The organism is Pseudoalteromonas sp. SR41-8 (assembly GCF_014163915.1).
Lineage (GTDB): Bacteria > Pseudomonadota > Gammaproteobacteria > Enterobacterales > Alteromonadaceae > Pseudoalteromonas > Pseudoalteromonas rhizosphaerae.
Window position 1 is genome coordinate 351,239 of sequence record NZ_JACJEE010000001.1, and the last position, 25,828, is coordinate 377,066.

Here is a 25,828-nt window from a genome sequence, read left to right on the forward strand (position 1 = left end):
TTGGGTATAACTAACGACAAAAGGAGCGTTTATGTGGGCCGCAATAAGTTACTTATTATTGGCAATTGTATTTATCATTATGGGGTGGCAGGTTAGTCCTAGCTATTTTTCGCTGCTATTCTATTGGACGGCTTTATCTTTATTACTGGTAAGCGGTGCCTATTTTTTTAATATTGCAAAAATTTTTCGTAAACGAGAAAACGGTGTTATCCCGTTTTACATTCGTTGGGCTTTCATACCTTTTTTATTGGGGGCACAAGTTTATAACGCGTGGAGCCGAAAGCACGATAAAGTACCGCCATTACAACAAATTAACGAACACTTATTTTTAGCCTGTCGGTTATTCCCTTCAGATATAGATACTTTAAAAGATAACGGTATTACCGCGATTTTAGATGTAACCTGTGAATTTGATGGACTTGAATGGTCATCAACACAAGAAAACATAAACTATTTAAATATCCCTGTGCTTGATCATCGAGTCCCAACACGTTCGCAGCTTAATCAAGCGATTAACTGGATTGCCCATCATATTAAAGATAATCGTCGAGTGGTGGTGCATTGTGCGTTGGGTCGTGGTCGATCGGTGTTTGTGATGGCGGCTTATTTACTCAGTCAAAATAAGGAGGCTGATGTACATCAAGTGCTTGCGCAAATAAAAGAAACACGCGAAACCGCTAATTTAAATAAACACCAACTACGTCAAATAGTTAAACGCCATAGAAAGGGTGAGTTATTAATCAAAAATAAAGCGGTATTAATTGCTAATCCAGTTTCCGGCACTAAGTTATGGCAGCAAAAAGAGCATTTAATTGTTGCGCGTTTATCTGCTTATTATAACTTAAAAGTGATGATCACATCAGTCGAGAAAAATGGGATTGTGTTGGCCAAACAAGCGATAGCTGATAAGCCAGATATGATCATCGCCTGCGGAGGCGATGGCACAGTGGCAGAAGTGGCAAGTGTTTTGGTAAACACAGACTGTAAATTAGGTATTATCCCATTTGGCACGGCCAATGCTCTAGCACATGTTTTAATGGGAATTAAGTCAAAGTTGATCCCTGTGGAAGTAGCATGTGATTTGATTATTGAAGGGCAAACCAAGCAAATGGATACAGCATATTGCAATGGTGAGTTAATGCTGCTGTTAGCAGGGATTGGCTTTGAACAACACATGATTGAAAAAGCCGATCGGGATACTAAAAACGAGCTTGGTCAGTTCGCATATTTACAGGGCTTCTGGCAAGCTTTAGGCGAACAAAAAGCCCAAGATTTCACAGTACAGCTAGATGATAACGAGCCGCAGCAAATACATACCAATAGTTTAATTGTCGCTAATGCTGCACCTTTTACTACTTTACTAGCGCAAGGTGGGGGACAGCCTGATCACTATGATGGCTTGCTCGATGTTAATTGGCTTACTCCAAACCAAGACGCATCAGCCAATGTATTAAGTATTGCTGAGCTGGTATTTAGCAGTATTACCCAAGCACATTTTGCGATTAATTCACATCATACCAATGCGCGCCGCGTTGCAATATCGGCGACTCAGGAAATAAAATATGTACTTGATGGTGAAGTTAAAAGTGCTGATAAATTGATCATTGAAATTACTCCGCAATCACTGGAGGTGATCTGTGCAGAGCAGGTCGAGTAACTGAACTTGTTGCGCGTTATAAGCTATAACGCGCAATGGCTGTTACTTCTTTTTAATACTAGGCCACACAAAGCCACTGTTTTGCGGTTGTGCATCGACACAGTTATCGAGGTATAACTGCTCGACCTTGGTACGAGCCCAAGGTGTTTTACGTAAAAATTTTAGGCTCGATTTTACACTTGGGTCTGATTTAAAACAGCGAATATCAACATGCTCACCCATCGCTTTCCAGCCAAGTGTTTGCTCGAGTTTTACTACTATTTGTTCGAGTGTAATGCCATGTAACGGGTTGTTTGCTTGCTGATTCATAATTCACTATTGCTTGATAAAAGTCGCTGCTATTGTAACGTAACTGTGCGTTGATACCAATTCTATTAATTAACGCGAATTGTTTTAGGAGCGGTTGGGTAAATAATTTCATTTTGCTCGTTGAGCATTAACCAATTTAACGCGCTATTATTGTGATGAGGGTTTTTTGCTGCACAAATCACCCGCACATTAGCCATTATAATAATCGCACCTTCGCTGTAGCGTTGATCTTCAAACCAACAGAGTTGTTGCTCGCTAACTATATTTTTTGCGTCAAGAAACAAGGCTGGTTTTTGATTATTACTGAAACTATTAGCCGAGTAAATTACACTGATAAAACAGATGCCTATAATCGTTATAATTCGCATATTTAGCCTTTGCATTAAAAAATAACTACACTAAGCTTATACCTAAGTTATCCCAAAATACTAGTTTCAGTTGCAATTAAATGCGTTTAAACCAGCCCACTTAGGGTTTTAGGGTGACTTGGCCATAAAATGTGTTAGGGTAAAATCCACAAAAATAATTTTCTAAAGACAAGGTGAGCACATGCAATTTAAACAAACGATGATTGACGAATTTACACTGTTAGCAAAATTTCCATTAACCAGTAAAATGCAAGGTATTAAGTTACATAGCGATGCTGATGAAAGCTTATTAAGCGCAGCACAACGATTGTTTGATAAAGGTATTATAGATAGCCCAGATGGCGGTTACTTAACCGATCTGGGCTTAGATCTGATAGAGCACGTAACCGTGCTACACAGTGCGTTGGGTAATTAAAAAATATCAGGCTGCATCCGGTTGGTTTTGTGGTGCAGCATCAATAAATGCATCAAGCTTGTTACAACGTTCATAAATGGCTGCTATTTTCGGATACGCAGTCATATCAACGTTAAAACGATAAGCATTAAATACTTGCGGCACTAAACACACATCAGCAAGGCTAGGTTTATCACCCACACAATATTCATTTGTATGATCAAGTAGCTGTTCAATTTTTTCAAAACCAACCTCTACCCAATGACGATACCAGGTATTTTTGATTGCATCGTCAGCACCAAGTTCACCGCTTAAATATTTCAGTACCCGTAGGTTATCAATAGGATGAATATCGCAGGCAATGGCATAACATAAATTACGGATCTGGGCTTTTTGCCAGGCATCACCAAATAATAGTGGTGTGTCGGGGTGTGTTTCTTCAAGGTATTCTAAAATTGCCATCGATTGTGCGAGTACACCGTCATTGGTTTCCAGCGCAGGTAATAACCCTTGCGGGTTTTTATCTAGGTATTCAGGTGCTTGTTGCTCAGATTTTAGTAAGTTAACAGTTACTAACTCATGCTGAATATTTTTTAAATTAAGCGCAATACGCACGCGATATGCGGCAGATGAACGAAAATATGTATAAAGTTTCATGGTTCAATTATCCTTGTGGGCCACTGTAGTGTTTTTTAATAGTACGCCAGCAGTCAGTGTAGTTAGGTTGGCGCTCTTTGCCTTCTAATGCGTATTTTGTTGGTGAAATAACGTAACGTGATTCAAACATAAACGCGAGGGTATTTTCGTAGCGTTGCGGTTCAAGCTCTGCGTTAGAGGCCTTTTCAAATACATCAGCTTCTGGGCCATGCGGTGACATACAATTATGTAAACTCATGCCTCCTGGTACAAAACCGTGCTCTTTGGCGTCGTACACGCCTTCAATTAAGCCCATAAATTCACTCATAATATTGCGGTGATAATAGGGTGGGCGAAAAGTGTTTTCTGCCACCATCCAGCGTGGAGGAAAAATTGCAAAATCAATATTAGCAACGCCTTCTGTGCCTGATGGGGATGTCAGTACTGTGAAAATAGACGGATCCGGATGATCAAAGCTCACTGTATTCATTACATTAAAACGTGCTAAATCATATTTATAGGGTGCACTGTTGCCCGTCCAGGCTACAACATCTAAAGGGGAGTGGCCTATATCACAGCGGAACATATTACCGTTGAACTTAGCAACCAACTCAAACTCACCTTCTTTATCTTCAAAGGCAGCAACAGGGTATTGAAAATCACGGTCGTTAGCGTAGCCGTTGGCTCCCACTGGGCCGCGCTCAGCTAACACATAAGCATGACCATAATTTTCACAGATATAACCACGAGCAGTATCAGAGAGCAAAACGACTTGGAATTTAATGCCACGCGGGATCACTGCGATTTCACCCGCTTTAATCATTAAATTACCACATTCTGTTTTCAGCAGTAACTGACCTTGCTGCGGCACAAATAACATTTCGCCGTCGGCATTATAAAAATAACGATCAGTCATTGATTTATTCGCTACATAAACATGGATGCCAATTCCTGTTTGGCCATTGGCGCTGCCGTTTGCAGCCATAGTGATCAAACCATCAATGAAATCGGTTGGTGTGGTTGGAATATCAATTGGATCCCAACGAAGCATTGTAGGTGGAGTCGGGACTTCGGTAATTGGGGCGGTGCGAATTAAACCGTTATCAATTGCGCTGTAATCACCTTGGACAACCGATGGGCGAATACGGTACATCCAAGTGCGGCGGTTATCAGCACGCGGCGCGGTAAATGCGGTGGTACTAAATTGTTCAGCGTATAAATCGTATTTTACTTTTTGCGGGCTAAACTGCCCAATAGGCAATGCGCCAGGCAGAGCTTCGGTTTCAAACTCATTGCCAAATCCTGTCATATATTTTAATTCGCTGGTCATCACTCGACTCCTTTATGTTTTACTGTAAGATACTCTCAAGTGAGACTAAATTCAAACATCGTGCTTTTTGTCACTGTACATATTTATGGACACTTAAACATGATTGTAAATTAAGAGGACATAGCCGTTATGGCTCTCGATTTAGAGACATTTTTACCTTATCGTCTGGCTAACTTAGCCAGTAAAATGAGTGAACAGTTTGCACCCGTGTATCAACAACAAAGTGATTTAAGCATTCCTCAGTGGCGTATTTTGTTTAATTTAGCCCAGTTTGGACAAAGCAACGCGAAAGCATTGTGCGAGCAAGCAGCAATGGATAAATCCACGGTATCGCGTGCTATTAAGGCATTGATAGATAAACACTATGTAGTGAGTTTAATCGATCCAGCAGATAAACGCGCCAGCTTGTTAGCGTTGAGTGAGCAAGGGTTGGGCTTGTATCAGCAATTAGCCCCAGCTGCTTTAGCGTGGGAGAAGAATCTGTTGGATGTTTTAACTCAAGCCGAGTATCAAACCTTGCTTAGTTGTTTAGATAAGTTAACTAGTAAATTAGATGAATAAAACAAAAAGCCCATCAAAAGATGGGCTTTAAAATTAATTTAATTTGTAAGTTACTTTAGCAAATTAGAATGTGTATTTAACACCTACACGCATTTCCCAAAGTGACGGCTTAGTTTCTACACTTGCACCTGCTGGATCATTAAAGCTGGTGTAAACGTATTGACCATTAACAATTTCAGTCGTTACAGCGTTTTGTAATGCGCTGCCGCTTTTCAGCACGCCCCAATCGTCATTTAGCATGTTACCGATGTTTTTGATAACAAAGTATGCTGAGCCTTTTTGATCATCAGTAAAGCCCATAAATTCTTGCTCAACTTTGAAATCGAACGTAACCCACCAATCACCATCAATGCTGTTACGGTTATTGATTTTACCGCGAGTTAGGCCTTCGCTTTCAACCCACTCATTAAAGGCTGCTTGATCAAAATCTGCACCATAAACAACTTGGCTGTCGTCAAGTGTTGGTACATACAATAATTGACGAGCAGCATCGTTGTATCCCATACCACCTGATCTTGAGTCAAATCCATATGAGTAAGGTGTTGTTTGTTGTGCTTGACCAAATAGGTTGAACTTAGTCTCGTAACCATCAAATAACTCATGGCTATACGCTAAACTCATCGTAAAGCGGTGCGGAATTTCATAGTTAGATGTTGCCACACCTGGGTTTTCAGAATCAGACACCGCAACGTAATGATAGTTAGAAAATGCTACAGAGCTAGTCATCGGGTTAACATCTTTAGACACTGTATATGCATAAGAAAGAGCAAAATCGATGCCATTATCAAATGACTTGTTCATTGCAAGAGACAGAATATGCGAGTAAGCATCATCGCCTTTAACATTGGTTAACAAGAAGTCTGAACCACCATTGTAAATTGGGCGACCATCTGGCGCTACACCAGTTTTTTCATATGCTAAGTTTTTAACAATGGCTGAATCTTGCTTATCGGTATAAAGGTAGTCAACATTAAACACATAATCGCTTTCAGTGATATAAGTACCACCTAGTGAGAATTTCCATTCTGATGGAATTTCAAAGTTAGGATCCGTCACATTTACATCAGCATCAGCACCACCTTGGCCTACTTTATCATATAAGCCTTGTGGAATATCGTAACCAGGTTGACCTGCGCCATTGAATGCTATTGCATCAGGACCAAGGATTTGGATATTTCTTTGATTAACTTGAACATTACGAACACCATCGTTTGAATAGCTGTTAGAAATCCATACGTTAGGGTTACCACCTGAATATAAGCCAATACCGCCGCGCAATTCTAACTGATCATTATATATCCAGTTAACACCTAAGCGTGGTTGAAGTAAGTCAACCCCATCAAGATTTTGGCTATTTGAATAGCCATAACGTTCTTCAAAGTTAGCATTATAAGTTGGTGTATCATCACTGGTATACCAGTCATAACGAAGACCTGCAGTAAATGTTACATCATAATCAATAAGTGCAAACTTATCTTGGAAATACACTGTATTCAGTGCATATTTGAATTCACCCGCTGCATCATCAGGATTTTGGCTTGAAGCGTTACCATAGTAAATTCTGTCTACAAAGCCGCTTTCAAACTCTTCAATAGAACCAAAACGGTATTCACCTTCATTATGCTGTACAAATAAGTTGAAAACATCAAGCTCTTCACGCTCATAGCCAAATGATAGCTCATGGTCTTCAAGGTAATATGTACCACCTAATTTAAGTGATAAATTATCATACTTAAGTTTGTTCGCTTGGCGAGAGTCATCAGGACCCATGTAAATATCAATATCACCAGTATCGATTCTAAACTCACCAAAACCAGATGCTGCATCAAGTGAATTTTGACGATTATCAAGTTTTGAGTAACCTACGCGAACTTCAGTTGAAAAGTTATCAGTCCAATCTGAATATACTGATGCTACGTAAGATTGTAGCTCAGCACCACGCTCATAAAAATGATTAGATAAAGCGATTTCGCTAGAATCTGCGTCTGACTGGGCTAGGCTGAAGCCGTCGTTATAGTTATAAACAAAGCTTGCACGGTGAGCTTCGTTAATATTCCAATCTAGCTTAACTAAGATTTTTTCATCTTCAACTGGCATGCTAGGTACCATAGTACCTGGGTCATAATTATATTTATCGATAGCAATTTGGGTAACGCGATCAATAGTTGCCTGATCAATTCGACCGTTAGCAAATGGCGTATAATTAAAAATTTGTGCGCCTTCAAGCTTCTCATAAGAAGTGAATAAGAATAGCTTATCTTCAATAAGAGGAAGGCCTACGTTAAAGCCGTAACGTTTTTCTGAGTAATCACCAAGCTCTTGTTTCTCGCCTTCAATTGAGTCACCTGACATTGAGTCATTGGTATAATCATAGAAGAAACCACCAGTGATTTCGTTGGTACCTGACTTTGTTACGGCGTTAATGTTACATGAAGTAAAACCACCATATTGAACATCAAATGGTGCAAGTTCTACTGCAACTTGTGCAATTGAATCAAACGAGAAAGGCATTCTTTCAGTAGGGTAACCACTTGAGTTTAAGCCAAAGTTATCGTTCATACGAACGCCGTCAACAGTTAAGCTGTTAAAACGTGGGTTACCGCCGCCACAATTGATAGCACCAGCGTTTGTTTCATCGATATAGATACGTGGATCAGCGCGAATAATATCTTTTAAGTCACGGTTAATAGCTGGTTTGTTTTCTAAATCATCTAAAGTGAAATAAGCAGCTGGACCTGTGCTGCCTGATTGAGCGCTAATTGGCGCGCCACTAACAACGATTTGTTCCATTTGTTGCGAGCGAAGTGCAACAGTTACTGGGTAAGTTTGACCAAGTGTTAAATAAACATCATCAAGTTGAGTATCTTCATATTTATCAGAATCAACAATGATTTTATATGGGCCGCCTACGCGTAAACCTTTTGTAGAGAAGTTACCTTGTTCATTTACTGTTGTTGTTTTTGTTGAACCAGAAGGTAAGTGGATAATAGTAATTTGAGTACCAGTGGCTGGGTTGCCATTTGGACCTGTGATTTGGCCTTTTACAGATGATGCAGTTTCATTTGCAAACGCTGCGCCACTTACGCCAACACAAGCTGCGATAGCAAGTGAAAGTGCTGTTTTGCGTAGTTGAATTTTCATTATTAATTTCCCGTGTAAGGTGTAATATTTTTTAGTTTTGGTATTAATTTGCTCGGATTTTCCAAGCAGCTAAATTGTACCCTATTATTTCATTACAAATAAGTTACATTGCACATAAATTTGTAATAAAAGTAGTTTAGAACAAAACTGCGGTTTTTCGAGCAATTTAGTACCCATGAGTCAATCTACTCATTAAATATGACAAAAGTATGAAACCCAGTGCTTTATGCATAAAAAAACCCGCTAAAAGCGGGTTTTACATAGAGTTTTAAAAATTAGAACTTGTAGCTGATACCAATCTTAGCTTGCCATGTTGATGAGCTCGTTATTTGGCTATAGTTTCTTACATCAGCGCCACCGAAGCTATTATCAATAATATAGCGTCCTTGGTCATCAAGACCACCAAAATCATAAATTGATTGGTCTGAATAGCCTAAGCGTTTTTCTATACCCCAATCGCTATTAAGTAGGTTAGCGAAATTATCAATCATAAGGTATAGCTCGCCACTATGGCCGTTAGCAAAGCCAGGGATTTCTTGTTTAATGCTGATGTCCATGGTGGTAACCCAAGGCTGCGTTCCAGTATTTTTACCGATAATGCCGCCGCGTTGAGAGATACCTGCGCGATCTAAACGCTCTGCTAATTGTGCCCAATTCATTTCAGAATCAGCCCAATTGACATTCGCATCATCAGCACCCGTTGGAATATAGGCCAAATAAGCACTGTTGCTAAATAAAGAACTTGTGTCGCCTAAGTGAGCATCTTTATACATATTCATTGTATAACTAAATGGACGACCAGAACGGCGTTCAAAATACATATTAAATTTAGTCGCATAACCGGCAATAAACTCAGCATTGTAGCCTAAGTTAATTTTGAAACTGTGCTCAACTTCATAAAAGCCACGTGCTGCCACATCTTGATTACGATTAGCCGTAATATTATGCTTATAGTTACCTTCAGCTTGCGACGCTGATCCAACAGAAGACTCAGTAACATCTTGATGAGCATAACTTGCAGAAACAAATAAACCGTTATCCCATTCTTTAGCAATACCAGTAGAGATAATGACAGAGCGACCATCGTCGGTTGAATTAGTCATTGCAATATCAACATTATCTTTCAATGCACCACTGTAGATGGTTTCATTAATTACACGCTCGCCGTCAGCAGCTAAACCGATAGGACGGATAGAGGTATTATGCCATACAGCTTCATTTTCTTTTTTGTGGTAAGCAATTTCGGCCTGCCATTTAAAGCCATTTCCTAATAGTTCAGAATCAAACTCATATTCAAAGCCAACTTGGGCACGAATACTTGAAGGTAGCTTGAAGTCAGGATCAATGTAAGCGGTGCTTCCAGCGCCTTTCTCTAACGAATTTTTTATAACATCAGGGACCTGAGTGATATCTGCTGGGTTATTTTGGTAGTAGTCGTTTATTACACTATTTGGTGCAGAAACGAGGGTAATACCATCTTTTTGAAATGAGTTGTTATACCAGACATTTGGAATGCCACCTTGGAAACGACCAATTCCACCGTTGATAGTTAATGCTTCAGTTGCATAATACTTAAAGCCAACGCGAGGTAGAATAATATCTAAACCATCTAGGTTTTCTTGATTACTATAACCATAGGTGTTTAGAAAGCTTTCATTAAGAGTTGGTTTATCATCAGATGATAAGCGCTCATAGCGAAGCCCAGCTGTCACTTCTAAGTCATCATTTAAGTAAAAGGTATCTTCAATATATAAAGCTAATTGACTACGTGTTGCATCATAGGCGGTATCTGCTGAATTATTAGTGTACGCATTTTGATATGAGAAGTTGTATGCACTCACTTCGCGGTTAGCAAATTGATCAAGACTAGTGAATTTCCATGTACCTAATGAGTTCTCAGCAAAGAGGTTATATAAACGAAGTGACTCATATTGAGCCCCAAAGTTTATTTCGTGCTCGTCCATTAGATAAGTTGCATCAAGTGTCAGTGTTAAGTTTTCAGTTTCAGATTTATTAGCATGGCGATATCTATCAGTACCAAAATTAAAACTAGGGCCATTTCTGCCATCTTCTTCTACGGTGATGCTACCTAAGTTAGAGCGAGTAACACTGTCAGAGGTTACATCTTTATAGGCAATACCAATCTCTGTTGAAAAGTCTTCAGTCCAATCAGAATAAAGCTTAGTGGCAAAGTTATTAAACTTAGTAACATATGCATATGTATTTGATTTTAATACAATGTTATTACCACCCTTACTAAAGTTACGCTCATCTTGATCATCTTGCCATTGATACGTGAAATCTAGGCGATGCTCATCACTGGCATTCCAACTAAGCTTAACCAATAAATTTTTATTGGTGTCTTCAGGTGCCCCCGCTAATGAATCGGTTAAACCATATTCGTCATTTAAAATAGCAATAAAGCGATTGTAGCTGTCTTCGGTTATATTGAATTCATTCGCTGCACCTGAATCTTCAAAGCCATACTCTAAATCCTGCTCACTTGACCACTGTGCGTAGTTTACAAAGTAAAATAGTTCATCTTTAATAACTGCGCCACCGACATTAAAACCAAAACGTTGTTCAGTTTGAATAGGTTTTACTTTATTTGTTGAATAAGTTTTATAACCGGCTTCATCTGTATCTTCTTCGTTAATTGTTTGAACATCGCCGGCCATATCAGGTGTAGATGTTTCATAGAAACCTGAAAATTTGAATTCATTAGTACCAGACTTCGTTACGGCGTTTATTGTACCGCCGCCAAAGTTACCTTTAGAAGCTGAAAAAGGCGATACGTCAACTGAAACTTGCTCTATTGCGTCAAGTGAAACAGGAGGTTGAGACGTCGGGTAGCCACCAAAATTTAAACCAAAGTCATCGTTTTGACCGATACCATCAACAGTTAGACCGTTAGTACGAGGGTTGCTCCCCGCAAAAGTTAACTCGCCATTACCATTGATACTTGCTAAAGGATTTAGACGGGCAATATCTTTAATGTCACGGTTAAAGCTTGGCATGTTACTGATTGTATCTTCGCCAAATGTACTGCTTGAACCACCAGATTGCTGAATAATTTTATAGCCTGATACTTCAATTTTTTCGATGTTAGCTGCTTGAAGCTGAGAATTAAGACGATATGTATCGCCCAGTTCTAAATATATATTTTCAAGCATGGTATCGGTAAATTGGTCTGAATCAATAAACACAGTGTAAGGGCCGCCAACACGTAAACCATTGGCAATAAAGGTACCGCTTTCATTGGTTGTTAATTCGCTTACAGTGCCAGTTGGTTGGTGAATAACTTTAATTTTCACATTTGCAGCTGCAGTGCCAGAAGGTGTAGTAATTTTACCACGCATAGCGGATGAGGTATCTGCTGCCATTACGCTTGTAGAAACACCTAAGGCTAGGATCACAGCCCCAGTTAATTTCGAAAGGCGAAGCTTATTCATTTTGTTGATTCCCGTGGAAAGTTAAGGTTTATTACTTGTTTGTGTTAGCTGACATCTTAAGTGCCTTTGCTAACGGTTTTGCTGAACTATCAAATAACGTATTTAATAATCCTGCTAATCGAATACCGGCTTGTTGTAAGCGAGTTTTAATAATCGGTGTATTTTCGTAAATGTAGCTAAAGCCAATCTCGTCATTATTTAGCTTGTATAGTTTGTCAGCTAAATTGTGTGACTCTGTTACCCATTGCTCTGGTGAACTGGCTAGGTACTCGGTAATTATTTCTGCATTATCAGTATCAATAAACTGCGCGAATTCAGTGAATGATAGGTTCTCATTTTCGATTAATTTAGTGTCCCACAATGAGTGCAGGTTGGTTGGCTGGCCAAAAAAGGTAACGTTAACACGGTTACCACCTCTGTCTTCTGCACGTCCGGCATGAAACGGCTGATGGCTATCGCCAACTAAATGAACAAGAAAGCGTAAGCTAAAACGTTTGGCATCTATTGAGCTGTTTTTGTTTTGTAGTGTATCGATGGCAAAATACATCCCTTCAAGAATGTTGCTTACATTATCTTTATTTAAGTTTTCATCGTGGTTGTGAGTAAATGTAGATGAGTTGCTTGGCGCGTTAATGTAATGCCAACGAGAAGATTTTTTTTGCCAAAAAGGACTCGGATCAGAGCGCATTTCATCAGCCCAAGTAGCAATTTGCGCTAGGCTTTGCCCTTCTAAAAGTGCTTTAAGCTCTGCTTTAGTTGCGTCTGTTATGTGATTTTCTGCAATTTTACCGACAATTCTGTGGCCATTTTGTCCCCAAGCCAATACATTTTGTGATGATAAAAGTACTGCGCCGACTAAAAGATAACTAAATCCATGTGTAATTTTGCGTAACATTTGTGTTTTCCTCAATGATCTTACTTTGGCAAGAGCGGCCTCTTCTATGGCGCGAATTGTCCTGATTTTGAGATAAATAGGAAGGACTCAAAGAAATTCATAATTTCCCATTGATAGTTCTTTTAATTCATAAGCTTAACTGTTTTGGGTAAAATTACTTGTTGTAATAAGTAATTTAAATTGGTCAAATAGAAGGATGAATCGTTTTGGATTGTTGAACTTTTGAAAATTAAACAGCTGCTTTTGCAACACAGCTTCTTTGTTACTGTTTTGTTACTGTTTTTTTTGTTGGTTTGGCTCAGTGGCCAGCTGAGTGTGGTTACATCAACGGGGACCTTGAAGCCTTTAATTGAAACATCTAGTCGTTGTCAGACGAGGGCAACAGAAAACCAAGCGCAATTAATTGTCTATGCCTCGTCGCAAAAGGTCGCTCGTTCTTTAACACAAAACCTGTGTGAAGATCCCGTTGTAGCAAAACAATATGGCGAAGTGATCGCTTTATGGGGTTACCGTACTGCCGATAGCATTGAGTTCATTGGTAAAGGTATTGCTGATTTAATTTTAGCAAAAAACAACATTATGTCAGCCTTCAAAGCTGAATCGACCTATAACTACCAGCCTGTGGTTGGCTTTCCAAGTTATACTGCGTTTTTTATTTCAGCTAAAGAAAAGCCAAAAATTAACAAGCAATACTTTTTGGGGAAACGGATTGGCTTACTTGATTATCCTACAAGCCGATCGGGGCATATACTACCTAAACAAAAGTTTAAAGATTTAGGGATCAACCTTGAAAATTTAAAAATTACTTACGCCAGTTCACATAATGAGCTTAGGGAGTTATTAGCCAATGGACAGGTTGATTTAATAGCCTCTTTTTGGAAGGAAGCAGATCAGGCGCATTTTTCTAAAAATTATATAACTCCAATCAGCGATAATGTAATAGGCACACGTTGGTACTTTAAAATGCAGCATGAGAACACTGATTTGCTGTGCGCTATCCAATCTCAATTAATCCAATTATCTAAGCAGCAAGTGTCGACTTATTTTAATCATGTTGAACCATACTGGCATTGTTCAGCGGGTAAAGCTGAATTCTTAGGAGAGCAACGTGATGAATAATAAGCGCTTGTTTGGCGTGACACTGCTTATTTTTAGTGCGGCGCTATTGACGTTTAAACTCTCTAGTTATCTGCAGCAGGCGCAACATAACGATTTAATAATGGCTGATATTGAAAACCGAATTGCACTAGATTTACCTCGGTTAGACTTATCAAATCGTTTTTTGAAACACTCGGGTAATCATGATGCTATTGTTGGTTATCTAAAACGTTTGAATATGCAATTGATACAACAGCCAATTCAAGTTAATACCATCAATGATGTCTCACTGGCATTAACAAATAATGGCCGCGAAAGTCGGATAGAGTATCTTGAAACAAGTGATCAAAAAGTTGCGATTACATTTTTAATTGAGACGCGTTGGTGGCATACAAGCGATATTTATACCTTTATTGTATTGTTATTATTGGCTTTTTTATTTTCTAAGTGGGCTGAACTTATTAACCGAACATCGCTGAAACACTTAGCATTAAAAGAACAAGTAGAGCAACTTCCACTGATTAATGTGCAAGTGAAACTAGTGATTGATTTGCAAGCCAAAGTTTTGGCTATTAATGATAACGCTGAGATAAAAGCTGGCTTAGCTAACAAACCACTGTGTTTTTACTTGGCTTTAATCGAGTTTTGCGTTGAGAATCCGGACGTGACACTTAATCAAAACAAAGATGTGCCGGATGAGTTAATTGAACTTGCTAATAAGTATTTTTACCGATTAACACAACTTGGCCATACTATTCGTAAACGGCCTAATTTTACTAACAGTCTAGAAAAAACCTTGAGTGAAATTAGGGCTGCATTGGATGAGGTACTTATTGAACACTCACAGCTGAAGGAAATATATTACCCTCCTAAGGCACATGGTGAAGGCTCTCGGTCACGGTTACATAGTTATGGTTTATCGAATATCAAAGCAGATGATATAGAGGTGATAGGCAAATAACCTTAACCTGGTTAGTGAGTTAGTTCAGAATAAAAACCTCACACTGCTAATACTTAAACTGTGTGAGGTAAGCTCTGATTATTTAGGAGCAAATTCAATGGCTTTGACTGGACTATTTTCAATAAAGAAGCGTTTTAATGCCTGTGCATCTGTTTCGTCAGTGCTGACAAATCCTTTATGATTTATCAGTATCGGGTAGCCGTCACCGCCAGATGCATTGTAGCTATTAATGCTCATGCGATAGGTTTTGTTTTTATCCAAAGCTTTGCCGTTGATCATCACTTTAGTCAGCGCATTATCGTTACGCTCGAAGCTTAATTTGTGGTATTGCAAATAAGCACCAGAATCCGGTGGGAAACTAGTTACAGTCTCAAGGTAATCCCAAAGCTCTTGGCCTTGCCAATCAATATACGCGATGCGATTTTTAAAAGGGTGTACTTTTAAAATATCTTTATAACTAACTGCACCTGCAGCAATACTATCACGTACGCCACCGCCACTGATGATACCAAAATCGGCGCCAACAACATTCATTTGTGCTTGCACAATAACGCGCGATAAGTTGGTTTGTTGATAACGAACTTTATTGCGATCGCCCTCAAGCTTTGCATCAACATAACCAATTTCACCTTCAATTTGTTTTGCACCTTTGGCTTGGTAATCAGCTAAAAATGTTTTTAAGGCAGCGTCTGGTTTGATGTATTCGTTGGCAAGCTCAGGCTTAATTGAACCATCAGCTTGCGTTTTATCAACGTATAAGTTAACTGGCAATAATTTATAATCTAATAAGGTTAATACGCCGTTTTCTTGTTTAAACTCGGCTTTGCCGACATATTTACCCCATTCATGAGCTTGCATTATCCACGTACCATTTTGTTGGTCTGGTTTACATGTCATACCGGGTTTAAAGTTATCGTCATTTTTATTTTCGCTTGCCATGCACACAGGTTCTTGTGAGTGACCGCCGATGATCATATCAAGGGTATGAGCCGGTAAAGAGCGGGCAAGGGTAACATCGCCAGGTGCATTTATGCCATAATTCGCATCAACATAATGACCCATATGAGTTACTGCAATCGTGATATCCGGTTGATATTGTGCTTTGATTTTCTCAGCTAAAGCTTGGGTTACTGCAACGGGCTCTTGAAATTCAAGGCCGCCGATATACTGCGGGTTGCCTATTTTAGCGGTATCTGTGGTTGTCAAACCAATAACGGCGATTTTCAGCCCCTGTTTGTTAAAAATCTTATAGGATTCGAAGGCATTTTTACCGGTTTTTTTATCAATTATATTAGCCGAAAGAAGCGGGAAATTTGCCCACTGCTGCTGTTGTTTTAAAACACTCAGTGGATTATCAAATTCATGATTACCAATCGCCATCGCATCGTAACCAATTAATGACATTCCTTTAAAATCAGGCTCTGCAAATTGCAGGTCTGATTCTGGAATGCCTGTATTTATATCACCACCAGATAGAAGTAGCACTGCGTGACCTTGTTGCTGCGCATCAGCACGTAACTGGTCGATTAAGGTTTTACGTGCAGCCATACCGTATTCACCTTTTTCGTTATGCCAAAAGCGGCCATGATTATCATTGGTATGTAAAATGGTGAGATAGTGAATATCTGCTGTGTCAGCTTGTTGAACGGAGGTTTGATGATTACTACATGCAGTAATGCTTAGTAACAGGAAAAATGAAAGTAATATGCGCATAATATGACCCGTGTTGTCAGTGTTGTGCTATTTATTAAGCGCATAGTTTAAACTAGTTTTATTGCAAAATAACGTAATTATTCTATTTTAATGTCATCTTGGAAATTTAACTTTCCAGTTGCCGCTAATTGACGTCGCTGTAACTCTTGTTCTGCTAATGCTGATTTTTCATGGTTATTACCCACCATCCAGTTTAAAAAGCTTGCCGGTAACTTAGTGTACGCCTCTCCTTGGTGTAAGCCAAAATCACATATGTGTTGCTCTTCATACGACATAGTTGTTAATCCTGTTGTGTGTGTTTTATTGTTATAAATAATACTAACAAAATAAACTCGGCTATTAAGACGATTTCGTTTTAAACAAAATTTATTTATAACGTGAGTGAATAACAAGATAATGTAATTACATGTAATTTAAATGTAATCAATTCGGTTTGATTTGTTTAAAGGTACGTTTTGCTATCGTAATCTCCACAAGAGTTCTTTATTATTTGCATTAAATTCACATAACCACAACATTCTTCAGGATAGATATAATAATGAAAAAACTATTACTGTGCGGTTTGTTAACCGCAACCTCATTTGCAAGCCATGCCACTGTAGTTGAAATGCAAACTTCACAAGGCGCTATTAAGGTCGATTTGTTTGATCAACAGACTCCGAAAACGGTCGAGAACTTTTTAAGTTATATACAAAGTGATGCGTACAACCAAACCGTGATCCACCGTTCAATCAAGGACTTTATTATTCAAGGCGGAGGCTTTACTTTTACCGATGATTTTAAAGCGATCACAACGTCACCAGCTGTTGTGAATGAGCCAGAACTATCGAATGTAAAAGGCACGATTGCCATGGCAAAAGTCGGCGGTGATAAAAATAGCGCCACCAGTCAATGGTTTTTTAATCTCAAAGATAATAGTGCAAATTTAGATAAGCAAAATGGCGGTTTTACCGTATTTGGTCAGATTACAGCAGATAGTTATGCAGTGCTTGATAAGATCTCTGCTTTAGTGCATTGCGGTGAAATACCGGTAGTTAATCTCACTAAAGACCAATGTGCAAGTGCAGATACTACGCTGACTATTGCTAATTTAGTGTCGATCAATAGTGTTGTGGTACTGGATAATGATCCAAATTCGTCAGTAAATTTATCTCCAAAAGAAAATACGCTAATTGACGATCCAACTCCAACTCAGCCTGATGATGGGGATAGCTCAAGTGGTAGTATGAGCTGGTTACTACCATTATTATTGCTTGGCTTTAAACGCCGCCGCGCAGCTTAAAGGTATATACTTGCTATCGGGTTATGTGTCCCGATAGCAAACGTAACGCTTTAGAGTGCAAATACCCGCATTACTAATAACACCCACATAGTTAAAACCAGTAAACAGCCAAGCAAAAAGCTATAATAGCGAGGTTTTACGCTATTGCTGCCTAAATGAATAATACTGTGAATGACGCGCGAAATCACAAAACCCCAGGCTAAAGTAATAAATACATAACCCGCTGCATTGAGCTGTAAAGCAGCTAAACAGGCTACAAAAAATAGCATTGGTATTTCAAACTGATTAATAAAGTTTCTACCGGCAATATGTACATCATCACCCGCATTATTTAATTGCATAGTGGCAAAATCTTGCATAGTAATCGTTTTGTTACGCGCCGCACTAAAACGGCGGCGGCCCATGACTACCATTACCGTAAAAGTGAGTAGTACCTGAGAAAACATCGCGAGTAATACATATTTTTCCATTAAGAGTCTCATTTGATAAATAACCTAGCTTTAAGCCTAGCAGTTTGTCTTTATAATTCACAATGTGTTACAAAGTATTTAGAAAAATGATTGCAAGCGTTTTGAATTTTACCGATCATTCAAACAACAAATAAGTATGGATCACATTCTCAATATGAAAAAAATAATTACTTTAAGCGCTATTGCTTTAGCAGTATTAAGTGGCTGCGGCACTACCACCACAGCGGTACAGCAGCAAACGTCATTACTTTCAGATACGCTGGTAATAAGTCCCAACGATACTCGTCAATATAAAACCCTTAAACTTGCGAATGAGATTGAAGTAATTTTAGTGTCGGATCCAACTGCTGAAAAATCAGCCGCATCATTGAGTGTGGGTGTTGGTTTATTACATGATCCAATCAGCCAGCAGGGAATGGCGCATTATTTAGAGCACATGCTATTTTTAGGCACAGATCGTTACCCAGATACCAAGGGTTACTCTGATTTTATGACTAAAAACGGCGGCGCCCACAATGCTTATACATGGTTAGATATTACTAATTACATGTTTGAAGTAAATAACGATGCTTACGATGAAGCATTGGATCGTTTTGCTGACTTTTTTAAATCCCCTAAGCTTTACCCAGAATACACCGATAAAGAAAAAAACGCAGTAAACGCCGAATGGTCAATGCGTCGCGAGATGGATTTTTTTGGTCAGTTTAAGCTTGCCCGACAAATGATGGGCGATCATCCAGCTAATCGTTTTTTAATCGGTAATCTTGAAACATTAGGTGATAAAGACGGTAGCTCTCTACATAAAGAAACCGTTGATTTTTATAATAAATACTACTCTTCTAACATTATGAAAGTAGCAATGATTTCAAATCTACCACTTGCGGAAATGGAAGCGAAAGCACAAAAATACTTCGCTGATATTGAAGATAAAAAGATCGACAAACCAACTGTTACCACAAAGCTAGATTTTGATAACGTAGGTGGAAAACGCGTTCACTACGCGCCGAATGAAGACGTAAAAGAGTTACAACTTGATTTTACTATTACCGATAACAGCAATGAGTTTGCCGTTAAACCTAACCGTTTTGTAGCATACTTATTAAGCAATGAAATGCAAGGTAGCCCGGCGCAAATTTTGCGTGATAAAGGCTGGGTTTCACAACTTTCAGCCGGGGCAGCACCAACCCAATATGGTAATTACGGTGCGCTGACGGTTAATGTGCAATTAACAGACGAAGGCATGAAAAACCGTGAAACGATCGTTGCAACAATAATGCAATATATTGATTTGATCAAAAAAGAAGGTGTAGATAGTAAATACTTTAATGAAATTCGCACTTCACTTAATAATGAATTTCAATTTTTAGAAAAAGGCGATGAATTTGGCTATGTCAGTAATTTAACTGGTAGCATGCAAGATTATCCACTAAACCACGTTATTAATGCGCCTTTTTATTATGCTAAGTTTGATGCAGCTGCGATCAACAACGTACTTGCGCAACTCAATGCTGATACTCTACGTATTTGGTATACCTCACAGCAAGAAGAAACCGATTCACAATTGCATTTTTACGATGGTAAATACCGCATTGAAGATATCAGTGATGCTGAAATTGCCAGCTGGAGTAAGCCTAGTCAGTTTGCCTTAGCATTACCCACGGTAAACCGTTTATTACCAGAGAGTTTTGCGATTAAAACAGCACAATTTGCAGAGCAAAAACACCCTAAGCTGGTATATGATAAAAATGGCGTAAAAGTATGGCGTCAAGCGAGTCAAAACTTTGCCGAGCAACCGAAAGGTTTGGTCGAAGTTTACTTAAATACCCCAGATGCTTTGACGGATATCAAAGCTAAAGTACTTTATTCAGTATGGTCTGACTTATTTAACTTACAACAAAGCAAGCTAAGTACCGAAGCTGCCGTGGCAGGTATGAGTGTTGGCCTTGAAGCAAGTAACGGACTTATCCTTTCAATGAGTGGTTTTACCGATAAACAAAATGTTTTACTCGCGCAAGCACTGACAAATATTGATGTGCAAGTAACTGAGCAAGGTTTTGCTCAAGCGCTTGATCGTTACCAACGTGATTTATTAAACGCCCAAAAACAATTCCCTTATTATCAAGCGTTTGGTGAGTATTCTAAATTAATACGAACTGGCAGCTTTGACACCGATGCACTGATCAATACGGCAAAAGCATTAACCATTGCAGATTTTGAGCAGCTTAAACAGCATACCTTCGCTAATAACGAAATGCGGGTGTTTACTTATGGTAACTATAACCAAACAGATGTTGAAGCGATAGCTAAAGAGTTAACGGCAGTTTTACCAGCGGCGCATATAAGCACTGAATTTGCGCGCAGTAAAGCGTGGTTACCGCAACCAGGCGAAACGATTGTATTGCAAAAAGATATTGATGTGGCTGATGTAGCTATCATTGATATGACCGTACACCCGATTGCAGGCTATAAGCAAAAAGCGCAAGCGCAAGTCTTACAAGGTCACTTTAGCACCGTCGCGTTTGACAAGTTACGTACTGAAGAGCAATTAGCGTATGCGGTTGGTGGTTTAGCAAGGCCGATTGAAGATTACTCAGCGATTGGCTTGTTTATTCAAACCCCGGTAAAAGATGTAAAAACCATGCAAGCGCGTTTTGAAGAGTTCAAAATGCAATATGCAGTAGAGCTTGATAACATGAGCGAAGAAACGTTTGCTCAACTTAAAAACGCCGTATTAGTGTCGCTTAAACAGCAGCCTAAAAATCTTAGCGATGAAATGGGCCCACTTATTGGCGATTGGTATCGTGAAAACTTTGATTTTGATTCAAAGGATAAGTTAATCGCTGAAGTTGAAAAAGTCACGCTTGCAGATATTAAAGACTACTACCAGCAAACTATGTTAAACCCACAAGCTGCGCGTTTAAACGTACAGCTTCGTGGTAGCAAATTTGCCGACAAACCGTTTGCAGATTTACCAAAACAAACATTGGTAACAGACTTACAAGCACACTTTAATGGCATTAAATTGCAAAAGTAATTTAGCACATTGAAGCGTTGAAAAAGATCAAAGCCCAAGCGATTTGCTTGGGTTTTTTTATGAAAAAATAAAAATACAGCGAACCTTTTACATTGCTAAACCGTCTTGTAGAAAAGATATTAAGGAGAGGCATGAATTCGACGCAAATAACGCTTGCTGTAATTAGCGCACAGCAAGGGGATGAGGCAGCTTTTAACTCATTATGTACTTATTTGTATAATCCTAGTTTTCTATTTGCGATGAAACTTTGTAAACAGAAAGACTTAGCAAAGGATATAACGCAAGAAGCGTGGACTGTGGTAGCAAAAGACATTCGTAAATTAAAAGAACCAAGCGTGTTTAAAGCGTGGCTATTTAGAGTGGTATACCACAAGTTTGTTGATGTCACCCGTAAAGATAAGTACATAGAAAGTTTTCAGCCGGATAAGCATGAACAATCAATAGATACTACACATTTTAATGAGCAATCTATTGATTTAGCAAAATTAATAAATAACCTGCCAGATAGTGAGAGGCTCAGTGTTTATTTGTTTTATTTAGAGCAAATGTCAATTAGCGACATTGCTTTAATAACAAATGTTGCTGTTGGCACAGTTAAGTCACGTTTACACCGAGCGAGAGCACAGCTGGTAAAATGGTTGAGTGAATAATTGGAGAGAGTGATGAATTTAGATGAGAAAATAAAAGAGAGCTTACAGGCTGAACAACACAATTTGGAGTCTGTTTTAGAGACTGATTCTGGTTTATTCAAACAGTTTACACGTATATATCGCGGAAAAATGCGCAGTTGGACAGTTTTAGGTACGATGTTGGCTTTTATACTCACGGCAATTTTTATACTATCAGTCTATCAATATTTTAATGCTGAGCAGATAGCACAGCAACTGTTTTGGGCTGTGTGTTTTGTAAGTAGTCTAATGATGCAAATTGCCGTTAAACTCTGGCTGTTTATGGAGATGAATAGGCAATCTATTATTAAAGAAATTAAGCGAAGTGAATTTGAAATAAGGCTGATGCTCAGTGAACACTCAATTTCAAAGATTAAAAACTAAGTTTTAATCTGAACGTTAAAAGGAAGTTTCATGAAATACATAACTTGGTCTTTGTTGTTATTGTATTCAGTATGTAGCTACAGCAGCAACTCATTTGCTGATGATTTTGTAAACGCTGCAAATGATAGAACAACACAAAGCGTGCGCTATGACGGCGCTTATCAACGCATTGCCTATCCAAATGGCGATGTACCTGCCAATATTGGCGTATGCACAGATGTGATTATTCGCAGCTACCGAGCACTGGGTATCGATTTACAAAAGTTAGATCATGAAGATATGCGCGATAATTTTTCAGTCTATCCATCAACAAGAATATGGGGGCTTACTAAACCCGATAGTAATATTGATCATCGTCGCGTGCCTAATTTACAGGCTTTTTTTAAACGCCACGGTACAGTACTGCCCATAACTAATAATGCTCAGACCTATAAAGCAGGCGATATTGTCACGTGGATGCTGCCGGGCAATTTGCCGCATATCGGTATCGCGGTAGATACATACACTGCAGATAACAAAACCCCATTGATAGTGCATAACATAGGCGCAGGGCCGCAACTTGAGGATGTACTGTTTCGTTATAAGATCACCGGCCATTATCGGTATGAGCCAGCCGTTAATTGATTGCGGGTATCTGGAAACATTCAGAAAAGCCAGCATGGTTTGCTAAAAAACCGAAGTGGCAGGGCAAAATTTACTCAGCACAGATAAACAAAGTAAAAATACTTGAGTTAACGAAATAGCCTAATTTTACGACTCTTTAAGGAGCGTTAAATGCATCAGAGTGTTAAACAAAAATTTACGATGTACCCTGAAAATATCGCGGTTGTATTACATGAGATCAGAAGTCTGATTTTGCAGGTAGCTGTGCAGGATGGCATCACTGAACTTGAAGAAACACTCAAGTGGGGAGAGCCGAGTTATATTTCAAAAATAGGCACTACCATTCGTTTTGATCACAAACCAAAATCAGCTGAGCAATTTTGTATTTACTTTAACTGTAAAACTAAACTTATTGAAACCTTCAAAGAGCTTTATGGTGATACGTTTAGCTATGAAGGTAACCGTGCTTTGGTGTTTAAGCTTAATCAAACCGTGCCAGCTAAAGAGCTAGCCCATTGTATATCGTTGGCTTTGCGCTATAAAAAAATAAAGCACCTGCCATTGCTAGGTGCTTAAATTTAAGAAGTTATTGTCCGGCAGAAAGAGCAACAGCGCGATATAAACTCCCGCCTACGCAAATCTCGCGCTGACAATAGTTATTTGGCTCTTGCAGCGCGAGCCCCATGCAGTTTTTTATAGCTGTCGATCAAACGCTGATGACGATCTAACCCTTCAAGTTGCATATTGGTTGGAGTTAAACCGTAGAACATCACATCACCATTGATAGAGCCGACTACTGCATCCATTACTTTTTGGCCAAACATGCGGGTGAAGCTGTGAATGTAGTCTTCAATTTCTAAGTCATCATTTAGCGCAACTTCTAAAGTCGCGTGCATTGCTTGGTAGAATAACCCGCGTTCAACAGTGTTATCGTTAAACTGTAAGAAGGTTTCAACCAGTTCCATGGTCGCTTCTAAATCGCCTAATGCTAAGTAAATTAGCAGCTTAAGCTCAAGAATAGTTAACTGACCCCACACGGTGTTTTCGTCAAACTCAACGCCAATTAAGGTGATGATATCGATGTAATTATCAAGCTGGCTGTCTTCTAAGCGCTCAACTAAGTCGGCAAGTTGGTCTTCATCTAAACTGTGCAGATTTAAAATATCTTCACGGTATTTAAGGGCTTTATTGGTGTTATCCCAAATTAAGTCTTCGACAGGGTAAACTTCTGAATAATCAGGCACTAAAATACGGCATGCGATGCCAAGATCTGAAAATTCAGCAATATAAGCTTCTTTACCTAAGGCTTTTAAAATACCAAATAAGCTAGCAGTTTCTTCTTCGTTAGTACCTGAAAAATCCCATTCCACAAAGTCATAATCGTGTTTAGCACTGAAAAAGCGCCATGAGATCTTACCGGTTGAATCAATAAAGTGTTCAACAAAGTTTTCAGGTTCAGATACTGCCATGCTGTTGAATGTTGGTTTAGGTACGTCGTTTAAACCTTCAAAGCTGCGACCTTGTAATAGCTCTGTTAAGCTACGTTCAAGAGCCACTTCAAAACTTGGGTGTGCACCAAATGAAGCAAATACGCCACCGGTTTTCGGGTTCATTAACGTTACGCACATGACAGGGAATTGCCCGCCTAGAGATGCGTCTTTTACAACAACCGGAAAGCCTTGCTCTTCTAAGCCTTTAATACCGGCAACAATACTAGGATATTTAGCAAGTATCGCTTCTGGTACGTCTGGCAATACCAGTTCTTGCTCGATGATTTGGCGTTTAACAGCACGTTCAAAAATCTCAGATAAACATTGTACTTTGGCTTCGGCAAAGTTATTACCCGCACTCATGCCGTTACTTAAAAACAAGTTTTCAATCAAGTTTGATGGAAAGTATACAGTTTCGCCGTCAGAGTGACGCACATATGGGATCGAGCAAATACCTCGCTCAACATTACCAGAGTTAGTGTCGATAAGGTGCGAGCCACACAGCTCATCTTCAGGGTTGTAAATGCTCAAGGTATAGTCGTCTAAAATACCTTCTGGTAGTGAGTCATCATCAGTGAGCTGAAACCATTTTTCGTTCGGGTAATGAACAAATTCGCTGTTGGCAATTTCTTCACCAAGGAACTGGTCATTGTAAAAAAAGTTACAGTTTAAACGTTCAATAAACTCGCCAAGGGCTGAACATAATGCGCTTTCTTTGCTGGCGCCTTTACCATTGGTAAAGCACATCGGTGATGCAGCATCACGAATATGCAATGACCAGACGTTTGGTACAATATTACGCCATGATGAAATTTCAATCTTCATGCCTAAGTCAGCCAAAATCGCAGTCATATCAGCAATGGTTTGCTCAAGCGGTAAATCTTTACCTAAAATAAAGGTGTTTTCGCTGCCTTCTGATTTTGCCATTAACATGGCTTGCGCGTCGTTATCTAAGCTTTCTACGGCATCAATTTTAAATTCAGGTATGGTTTGAATAACACGCTTTACGGTACAACGATCAATAGAGCGTAAAATGCCGGTGCGGTCTTTTTCTGAAATACTTTCAGGGAGTTCAACCTGGATTTGGAAGATTTGGTTATAACGATCTTCAGGATCAACAATGTTGTTTTGCGCAACACGAATACCGTCAGTCGAGATATCACGGGCATTACAATACACTTTAATAAAGTACGCAGCACATAAAGCCGAAGATGCTAAAAAGTAGTCAAACGGACTTGGCGCAGAGCCATCGCCTTTGTAACGGATTGGTTGATCCGCAATGACTGAGAAATCGTCAAACTTAGCTTCTAATCTAAGATTATCGAGAAAATTAACTTTAATTTCCATTGAGTTGGTCCACCTTCGTGCGCACTAATAAGTAA

Annotated in this window: 22 protein-coding genes; 11 read left to right on the plus strand and 11 right to left on the minus strand. The window is 39.2% G+C overall.

The window, feature by feature from the left end:
• The first annotated feature begins 31 nt into the window (after positions 1–31).
• Positions 32–1,657 carry a diacylglycerol kinase family protein gene (locus H5162_RS01475; protein ID WP_182777443.1) on the plus strand — a complete coding sequence of 542 codons (1,626 nt, stop codon included), beginning with the start codon at positions 32–34 and terminating at the stop codon, positions 1,655–1,657.
• 42 nt (positions 1,658–1,699) lie between these two features.
• Here H5162_RS01475 and H5162_RS01480 read toward each other — a convergent pair whose 3' ends face one another.
• On the minus strand, positions 1,700–1,966 hold the full coding sequence (locus H5162_RS01480; protein WP_145234376.1) for a VF530 family DNA-binding protein: 267 nt from the start codon (positions 1,964–1,966) through the stop codon (positions 1,700–1,702).
• 65 nt (positions 1,967–2,031) lie between these two features.
• Positions 2,032–2,334, minus strand: a complete 303-nt coding sequence (locus H5162_RS01485) for a DUF1496 domain-containing protein (RefSeq protein WP_182730768.1) — start codon at positions 2,332–2,334, stop codon at positions 2,032–2,034.
• Between the two features lie 181 nt (positions 2,335–2,515).
• Between H5162_RS01485 and H5162_RS01490 the strand changes: the two genes are divergently transcribed.
• Positions 2,516–2,749, plus strand: coding sequence for a TIGR02647 family protein (locus tag H5162_RS01490; RefSeq protein ID WP_145234371.1), 234 nt, complete (start codon positions 2,516–2,518; stop codon positions 2,747–2,749).
• Between the two features lie 6 nt (positions 2,750–2,755).
• Here the strand turns inward: H5162_RS01490 and maiA are convergent, their stop codons facing one another.
• Positions 2,756–3,385, minus strand: coding sequence for a maleylacetoacetate isomerase (gene maiA, locus H5162_RS01495; RefSeq protein WP_182717586.1), 630 nt, complete (start codon positions 3,383–3,385; stop codon positions 2,756–2,758).
• Positions 3,386–3,392: 7 nt separating this feature from the next.
• Complete coding sequence (gene hmgA, locus H5162_RS01500; RefSeq protein WP_145234367.1) at positions 3,393–4,694, minus strand: homogentisate 1,2-dioxygenase; 1,302 nt, start codon at positions 4,692–4,694, stop codon at positions 3,393–3,395.
• A gap of 129 nt (positions 4,695–4,823) precedes the next feature.
• Between hmgA and H5162_RS01505 the strand changes: the two genes are divergently transcribed.
• Complete coding sequence (locus H5162_RS01505) at positions 4,824–5,255, plus strand: MarR family winged helix-turn-helix transcriptional regulator (RefSeq protein ID WP_149979983.1); 432 nt, start codon at positions 4,824–4,826, stop codon at positions 5,253–5,255.
• Between the two features lie 63 nt (positions 5,256–5,318).
• Here H5162_RS01505 and H5162_RS01510 read toward each other — a convergent pair whose 3' ends face one another.
• From H5162_RS01510 to H5162_RS01520, 3 genes are all read right to left on the minus strand, one after another.
• Complete coding sequence (locus H5162_RS01510; RefSeq protein WP_145234362.1) at positions 5,319–8,396, minus strand: carboxypeptidase regulatory-like domain-containing protein; 3,078 nt, start codon at positions 8,394–8,396, stop codon at positions 5,319–5,321.
• Positions 8,397–8,671: 275 nt separating this feature from the next.
• Positions 8,672–11,848, minus strand: a complete 3,177-nt coding sequence (locus tag H5162_RS01515) for a TonB-dependent receptor (protein ID WP_182777445.1) — start codon at positions 11,846–11,848, stop codon at positions 8,672–8,674.
• A 31-nt stretch (positions 11,849–11,879) separates the two neighbouring features.
• Entirely contained in the window at positions 11,880–12,743 is an 864-nt protein-coding gene (locus H5162_RS01520) for a S1/P1 nuclease (protein ID WP_182730766.1), read from the minus strand.
• A 222-nt stretch (positions 12,744–12,965) separates the two neighbouring features.
• Between H5162_RS01520 and H5162_RS01525 the strand changes: the two genes are divergently transcribed.
• Positions 12,966–13,862, plus strand: a complete 897-nt coding sequence (locus tag H5162_RS01525) for a PhnD/SsuA/transferrin family substrate-binding protein (protein WP_182759424.1) — start codon at positions 12,966–12,968, stop codon at positions 13,860–13,862.
• Positions 13,855–14,802 carry a hypothetical protein gene (locus H5162_RS01530; protein ID WP_182759484.1) on the plus strand — a complete coding sequence of 316 codons (948 nt, stop codon included), beginning with the start codon at positions 13,855–13,857 and terminating at the stop codon, positions 14,800–14,802. The genes H5162_RS01525 and H5162_RS01530 overlap by 8 nt, the downstream gene beginning before the upstream one ends.
• Before the next feature lie 78 nt (positions 14,803–14,880).
• Here H5162_RS01530 and ushA read toward each other — a convergent pair whose 3' ends face one another.
• Both ushA and H5162_RS01540 read right to left on the minus strand, forming a co-directional pair.
• Complete coding sequence (ushA, locus tag H5162_RS01535; protein ID WP_182733985.1) at positions 14,881–16,515, minus strand: bifunctional UDP-sugar hydrolase/5'-nucleotidase UshA; 1,635 nt, start codon at positions 16,513–16,515, stop codon at positions 14,881–14,883.
• A 77-nt stretch (positions 16,516–16,592) separates the two neighbouring features.
• Positions 16,593–16,790: a hypothetical protein gene (locus H5162_RS01540; protein WP_145234351.1), complete on the minus strand. Its 198-nt coding sequence runs from the start codon at positions 16,788–16,790 to the stop codon at positions 16,593–16,595.
• A gap of 263 nt (positions 16,791–17,053) precedes the next feature.
• On the opposite strand from H5162_RS01540, the gene H5162_RS01545 reads away from it, so the two are divergent.
• Positions 17,054–17,797 carry a peptidylprolyl isomerase gene (locus H5162_RS01545; RefSeq protein ID WP_182730763.1) on the plus strand — a complete coding sequence of 248 codons (744 nt, stop codon included), beginning with the start codon at positions 17,054–17,056 and terminating at the stop codon, positions 17,795–17,797.
• Positions 17,798–17,847: 50 nt separating this feature from the next.
• On the opposite strand, the gene H5162_RS01550 is transcribed toward H5162_RS01545, so the two are convergent.
• The gene (locus H5162_RS01550; protein ID WP_182777447.1) at positions 17,848–18,267 is read right to left on the minus strand and encodes an MAPEG family protein; all 420 of its coding nucleotides are present in this window, start codon (positions 18,265–18,267) and stop codon (positions 17,848–17,850) included.
• Positions 18,268–18,421: 154 nt separating this feature from the next.
• On the opposite strand from H5162_RS01550, the gene H5162_RS01555 reads away from it, so the two are divergent.
• The 5 genes from H5162_RS01555 (at position 18,422) to H5162_RS01575 (ending at position 23,532) form a co-directional block, all read left to right on the plus strand.
• Positions 18,422–21,301 carry an insulinase family protein gene (locus tag H5162_RS01555; RefSeq protein WP_182757443.1) on the plus strand — a complete coding sequence of 960 codons (2,880 nt, stop codon included), beginning with the start codon at positions 18,422–18,424 and terminating at the stop codon, positions 21,299–21,301.
• Between the two features lie 131 nt (positions 21,302–21,432).
• Entirely contained in the window at positions 21,433–21,951 is a 519-nt protein-coding gene (locus H5162_RS01560; RefSeq protein WP_182733989.1) for an RNA polymerase sigma factor, read from the plus strand.
• Positions 21,952–21,963: 12 nt separating this feature from the next.
• Complete coding sequence (locus tag H5162_RS01565; protein ID WP_182733991.1) at positions 21,964–22,353, plus strand: DUF6768 family protein; 390 nt, start codon at positions 21,964–21,966, stop codon at positions 22,351–22,353.
• 30 nt (positions 22,354–22,383) lie between these two features.
• Positions 22,384–22,977 (plus strand): DUF1287 domain-containing protein, encoded by a 594-nt coding sequence (locus H5162_RS01570; protein ID WP_182777450.1) that lies wholly within the window; start codon positions 22,384–22,386, stop codon positions 22,975–22,977.
• Between the two features lie 150 nt (positions 22,978–23,127).
• Complete coding sequence (locus H5162_RS01575; protein ID WP_182777452.1) at positions 23,128–23,532, plus strand: DUF1801 domain-containing protein; 405 nt, start codon at positions 23,128–23,130, stop codon at positions 23,530–23,532.
• A gap of 80 nt (positions 23,533–23,612) precedes the next feature.
• Here H5162_RS01575 and H5162_RS01580 read toward each other — a convergent pair whose 3' ends face one another.
• Positions 23,613–25,793 (minus strand): OsmC domain/YcaO domain-containing protein, encoded by a 2,181-nt coding sequence (locus tag H5162_RS01580; RefSeq protein WP_182730759.1) that lies wholly within the window; start codon positions 25,791–25,793, stop codon positions 23,613–23,615.
• Positions 25,794–25,828: the final 35 nt, after the last annotated feature.

Excerpts from the sequence above, each read along its gene's own strand:
- H5162_RS01505 (WP_149979983.1), top strand. The coding sequence starts at position 4,824 with ATGGCTCTCGATTTAGAGACATTTTTACCTTATCGTCTGGCTAACTTA.
- H5162_RS01480 (WP_145234376.1), bottom strand. The coding sequence starts at position 1,966 with ATGAATCAGCAAGCAAACAACCCGTTACATGGCATTACACTCGAACAA.
- H5162_RS01540 (WP_145234351.1), bottom strand. The coding sequence starts at position 16,790 with ATGTCGTATGAAGAGCAACACATATGTGATTTTGGCTTACACCAAGGA.
- H5162_RS01575 (WP_182777452.1), top strand. The coding sequence starts at position 23,128 with ATGCATCAGAGTGTTAAACAAAAATTTACGATGTACCCTGAAAATATC.
- H5162_RS01550 (WP_182777447.1), bottom strand. The coding sequence starts at position 18,267 with ATGGAAAAATATGTATTACTCGCGATGTTTTCTCAGGTACTACTCACT.
- H5162_RS01530 (WP_182759484.1), top strand. The coding sequence starts at position 13,855 with ATGAATAATAAGCGCTTGTTTGGCGTGACACTGCTTATTTTTAGTGCG.
- H5162_RS01475 (WP_182777443.1), top strand. The coding sequence starts at position 32 with ATGTGGGCCGCAATAAGTTACTTATTATTGGCAATTGTATTTATCATT.
- H5162_RS01510 (WP_145234362.1), bottom strand. The coding sequence starts at position 8,396 with ATGAAAATTCAACTACGCAAAACAGCACTTTCACTTGCTATCGCAGCT.
- H5162_RS01490 (WP_145234371.1), top strand. The coding sequence starts at position 2,516 with ATGCAATTTAAACAAACGATGATTGACGAATTTACACTGTTAGCAAAA.
- H5162_RS01570 (WP_182777450.1), top strand. The coding sequence starts at position 22,384 with ATGAAATACATAACTTGGTCTTTGTTGTTATTGTATTCAGTATGTAGC.
- H5162_RS01580 (WP_182730759.1), bottom strand. The coding sequence starts at position 25,793 with ATGGAAATTAAAGTTAATTTTCTCGATAATCTTAGATTAGAAGCTAAG.
- H5162_RS01515 (WP_182777445.1), bottom strand. The coding sequence starts at position 11,848 with ATGAATAAGCTTCGCCTTTCGAAATTAACTGGGGCTGTGATCCTAGCC.
- maiA (WP_182717586.1), bottom strand. The coding sequence starts at position 3,385 with ATGAAACTTTATACATATTTTCGTTCATCTGCCGCATATCGCGTGCGT.
- H5162_RS01520 (WP_182730766.1), bottom strand. The coding sequence starts at position 12,743 with ATGTTACGCAAAATTACACATGGATTTAGTTATCTTTTAGTCGGCGCA.
- H5162_RS01545 (WP_182730763.1), top strand. The coding sequence starts at position 17,054 with ATGAAAAAACTATTACTGTGCGGTTTGTTAACCGCAACCTCATTTGCA.
- H5162_RS01485 (WP_182730768.1), bottom strand. The coding sequence starts at position 2,334 with ATGCGAATTATAACGATTATAGGCATCTGTTTTATCAGTGTAATTTAC.
- H5162_RS01555 (WP_182757443.1), top strand. The coding sequence starts at position 18,422 with ATGAAAAAAATAATTACTTTAAGCGCTATTGCTTTAGCAGTATTAAGT.
- H5162_RS01565 (WP_182733991.1), top strand. The coding sequence starts at position 21,964 with ATGAATTTAGATGAGAAAATAAAAGAGAGCTTACAGGCTGAACAACAC.
- hmgA (WP_145234367.1), bottom strand. The coding sequence starts at position 4,694 with ATGACCAGCGAATTAAAATATATGACAGGATTTGGCAATGAGTTTGAA.
- H5162_RS01560 (WP_182733989.1), top strand. The coding sequence starts at position 21,433 with ATGAATTCGACGCAAATAACGCTTGCTGTAATTAGCGCACAGCAAGGG.
- ushA (WP_182733985.1), bottom strand. The coding sequence starts at position 16,515 with ATGCGCATATTACTTTCATTTTTCCTGTTACTAAGCATTACTGCATGT.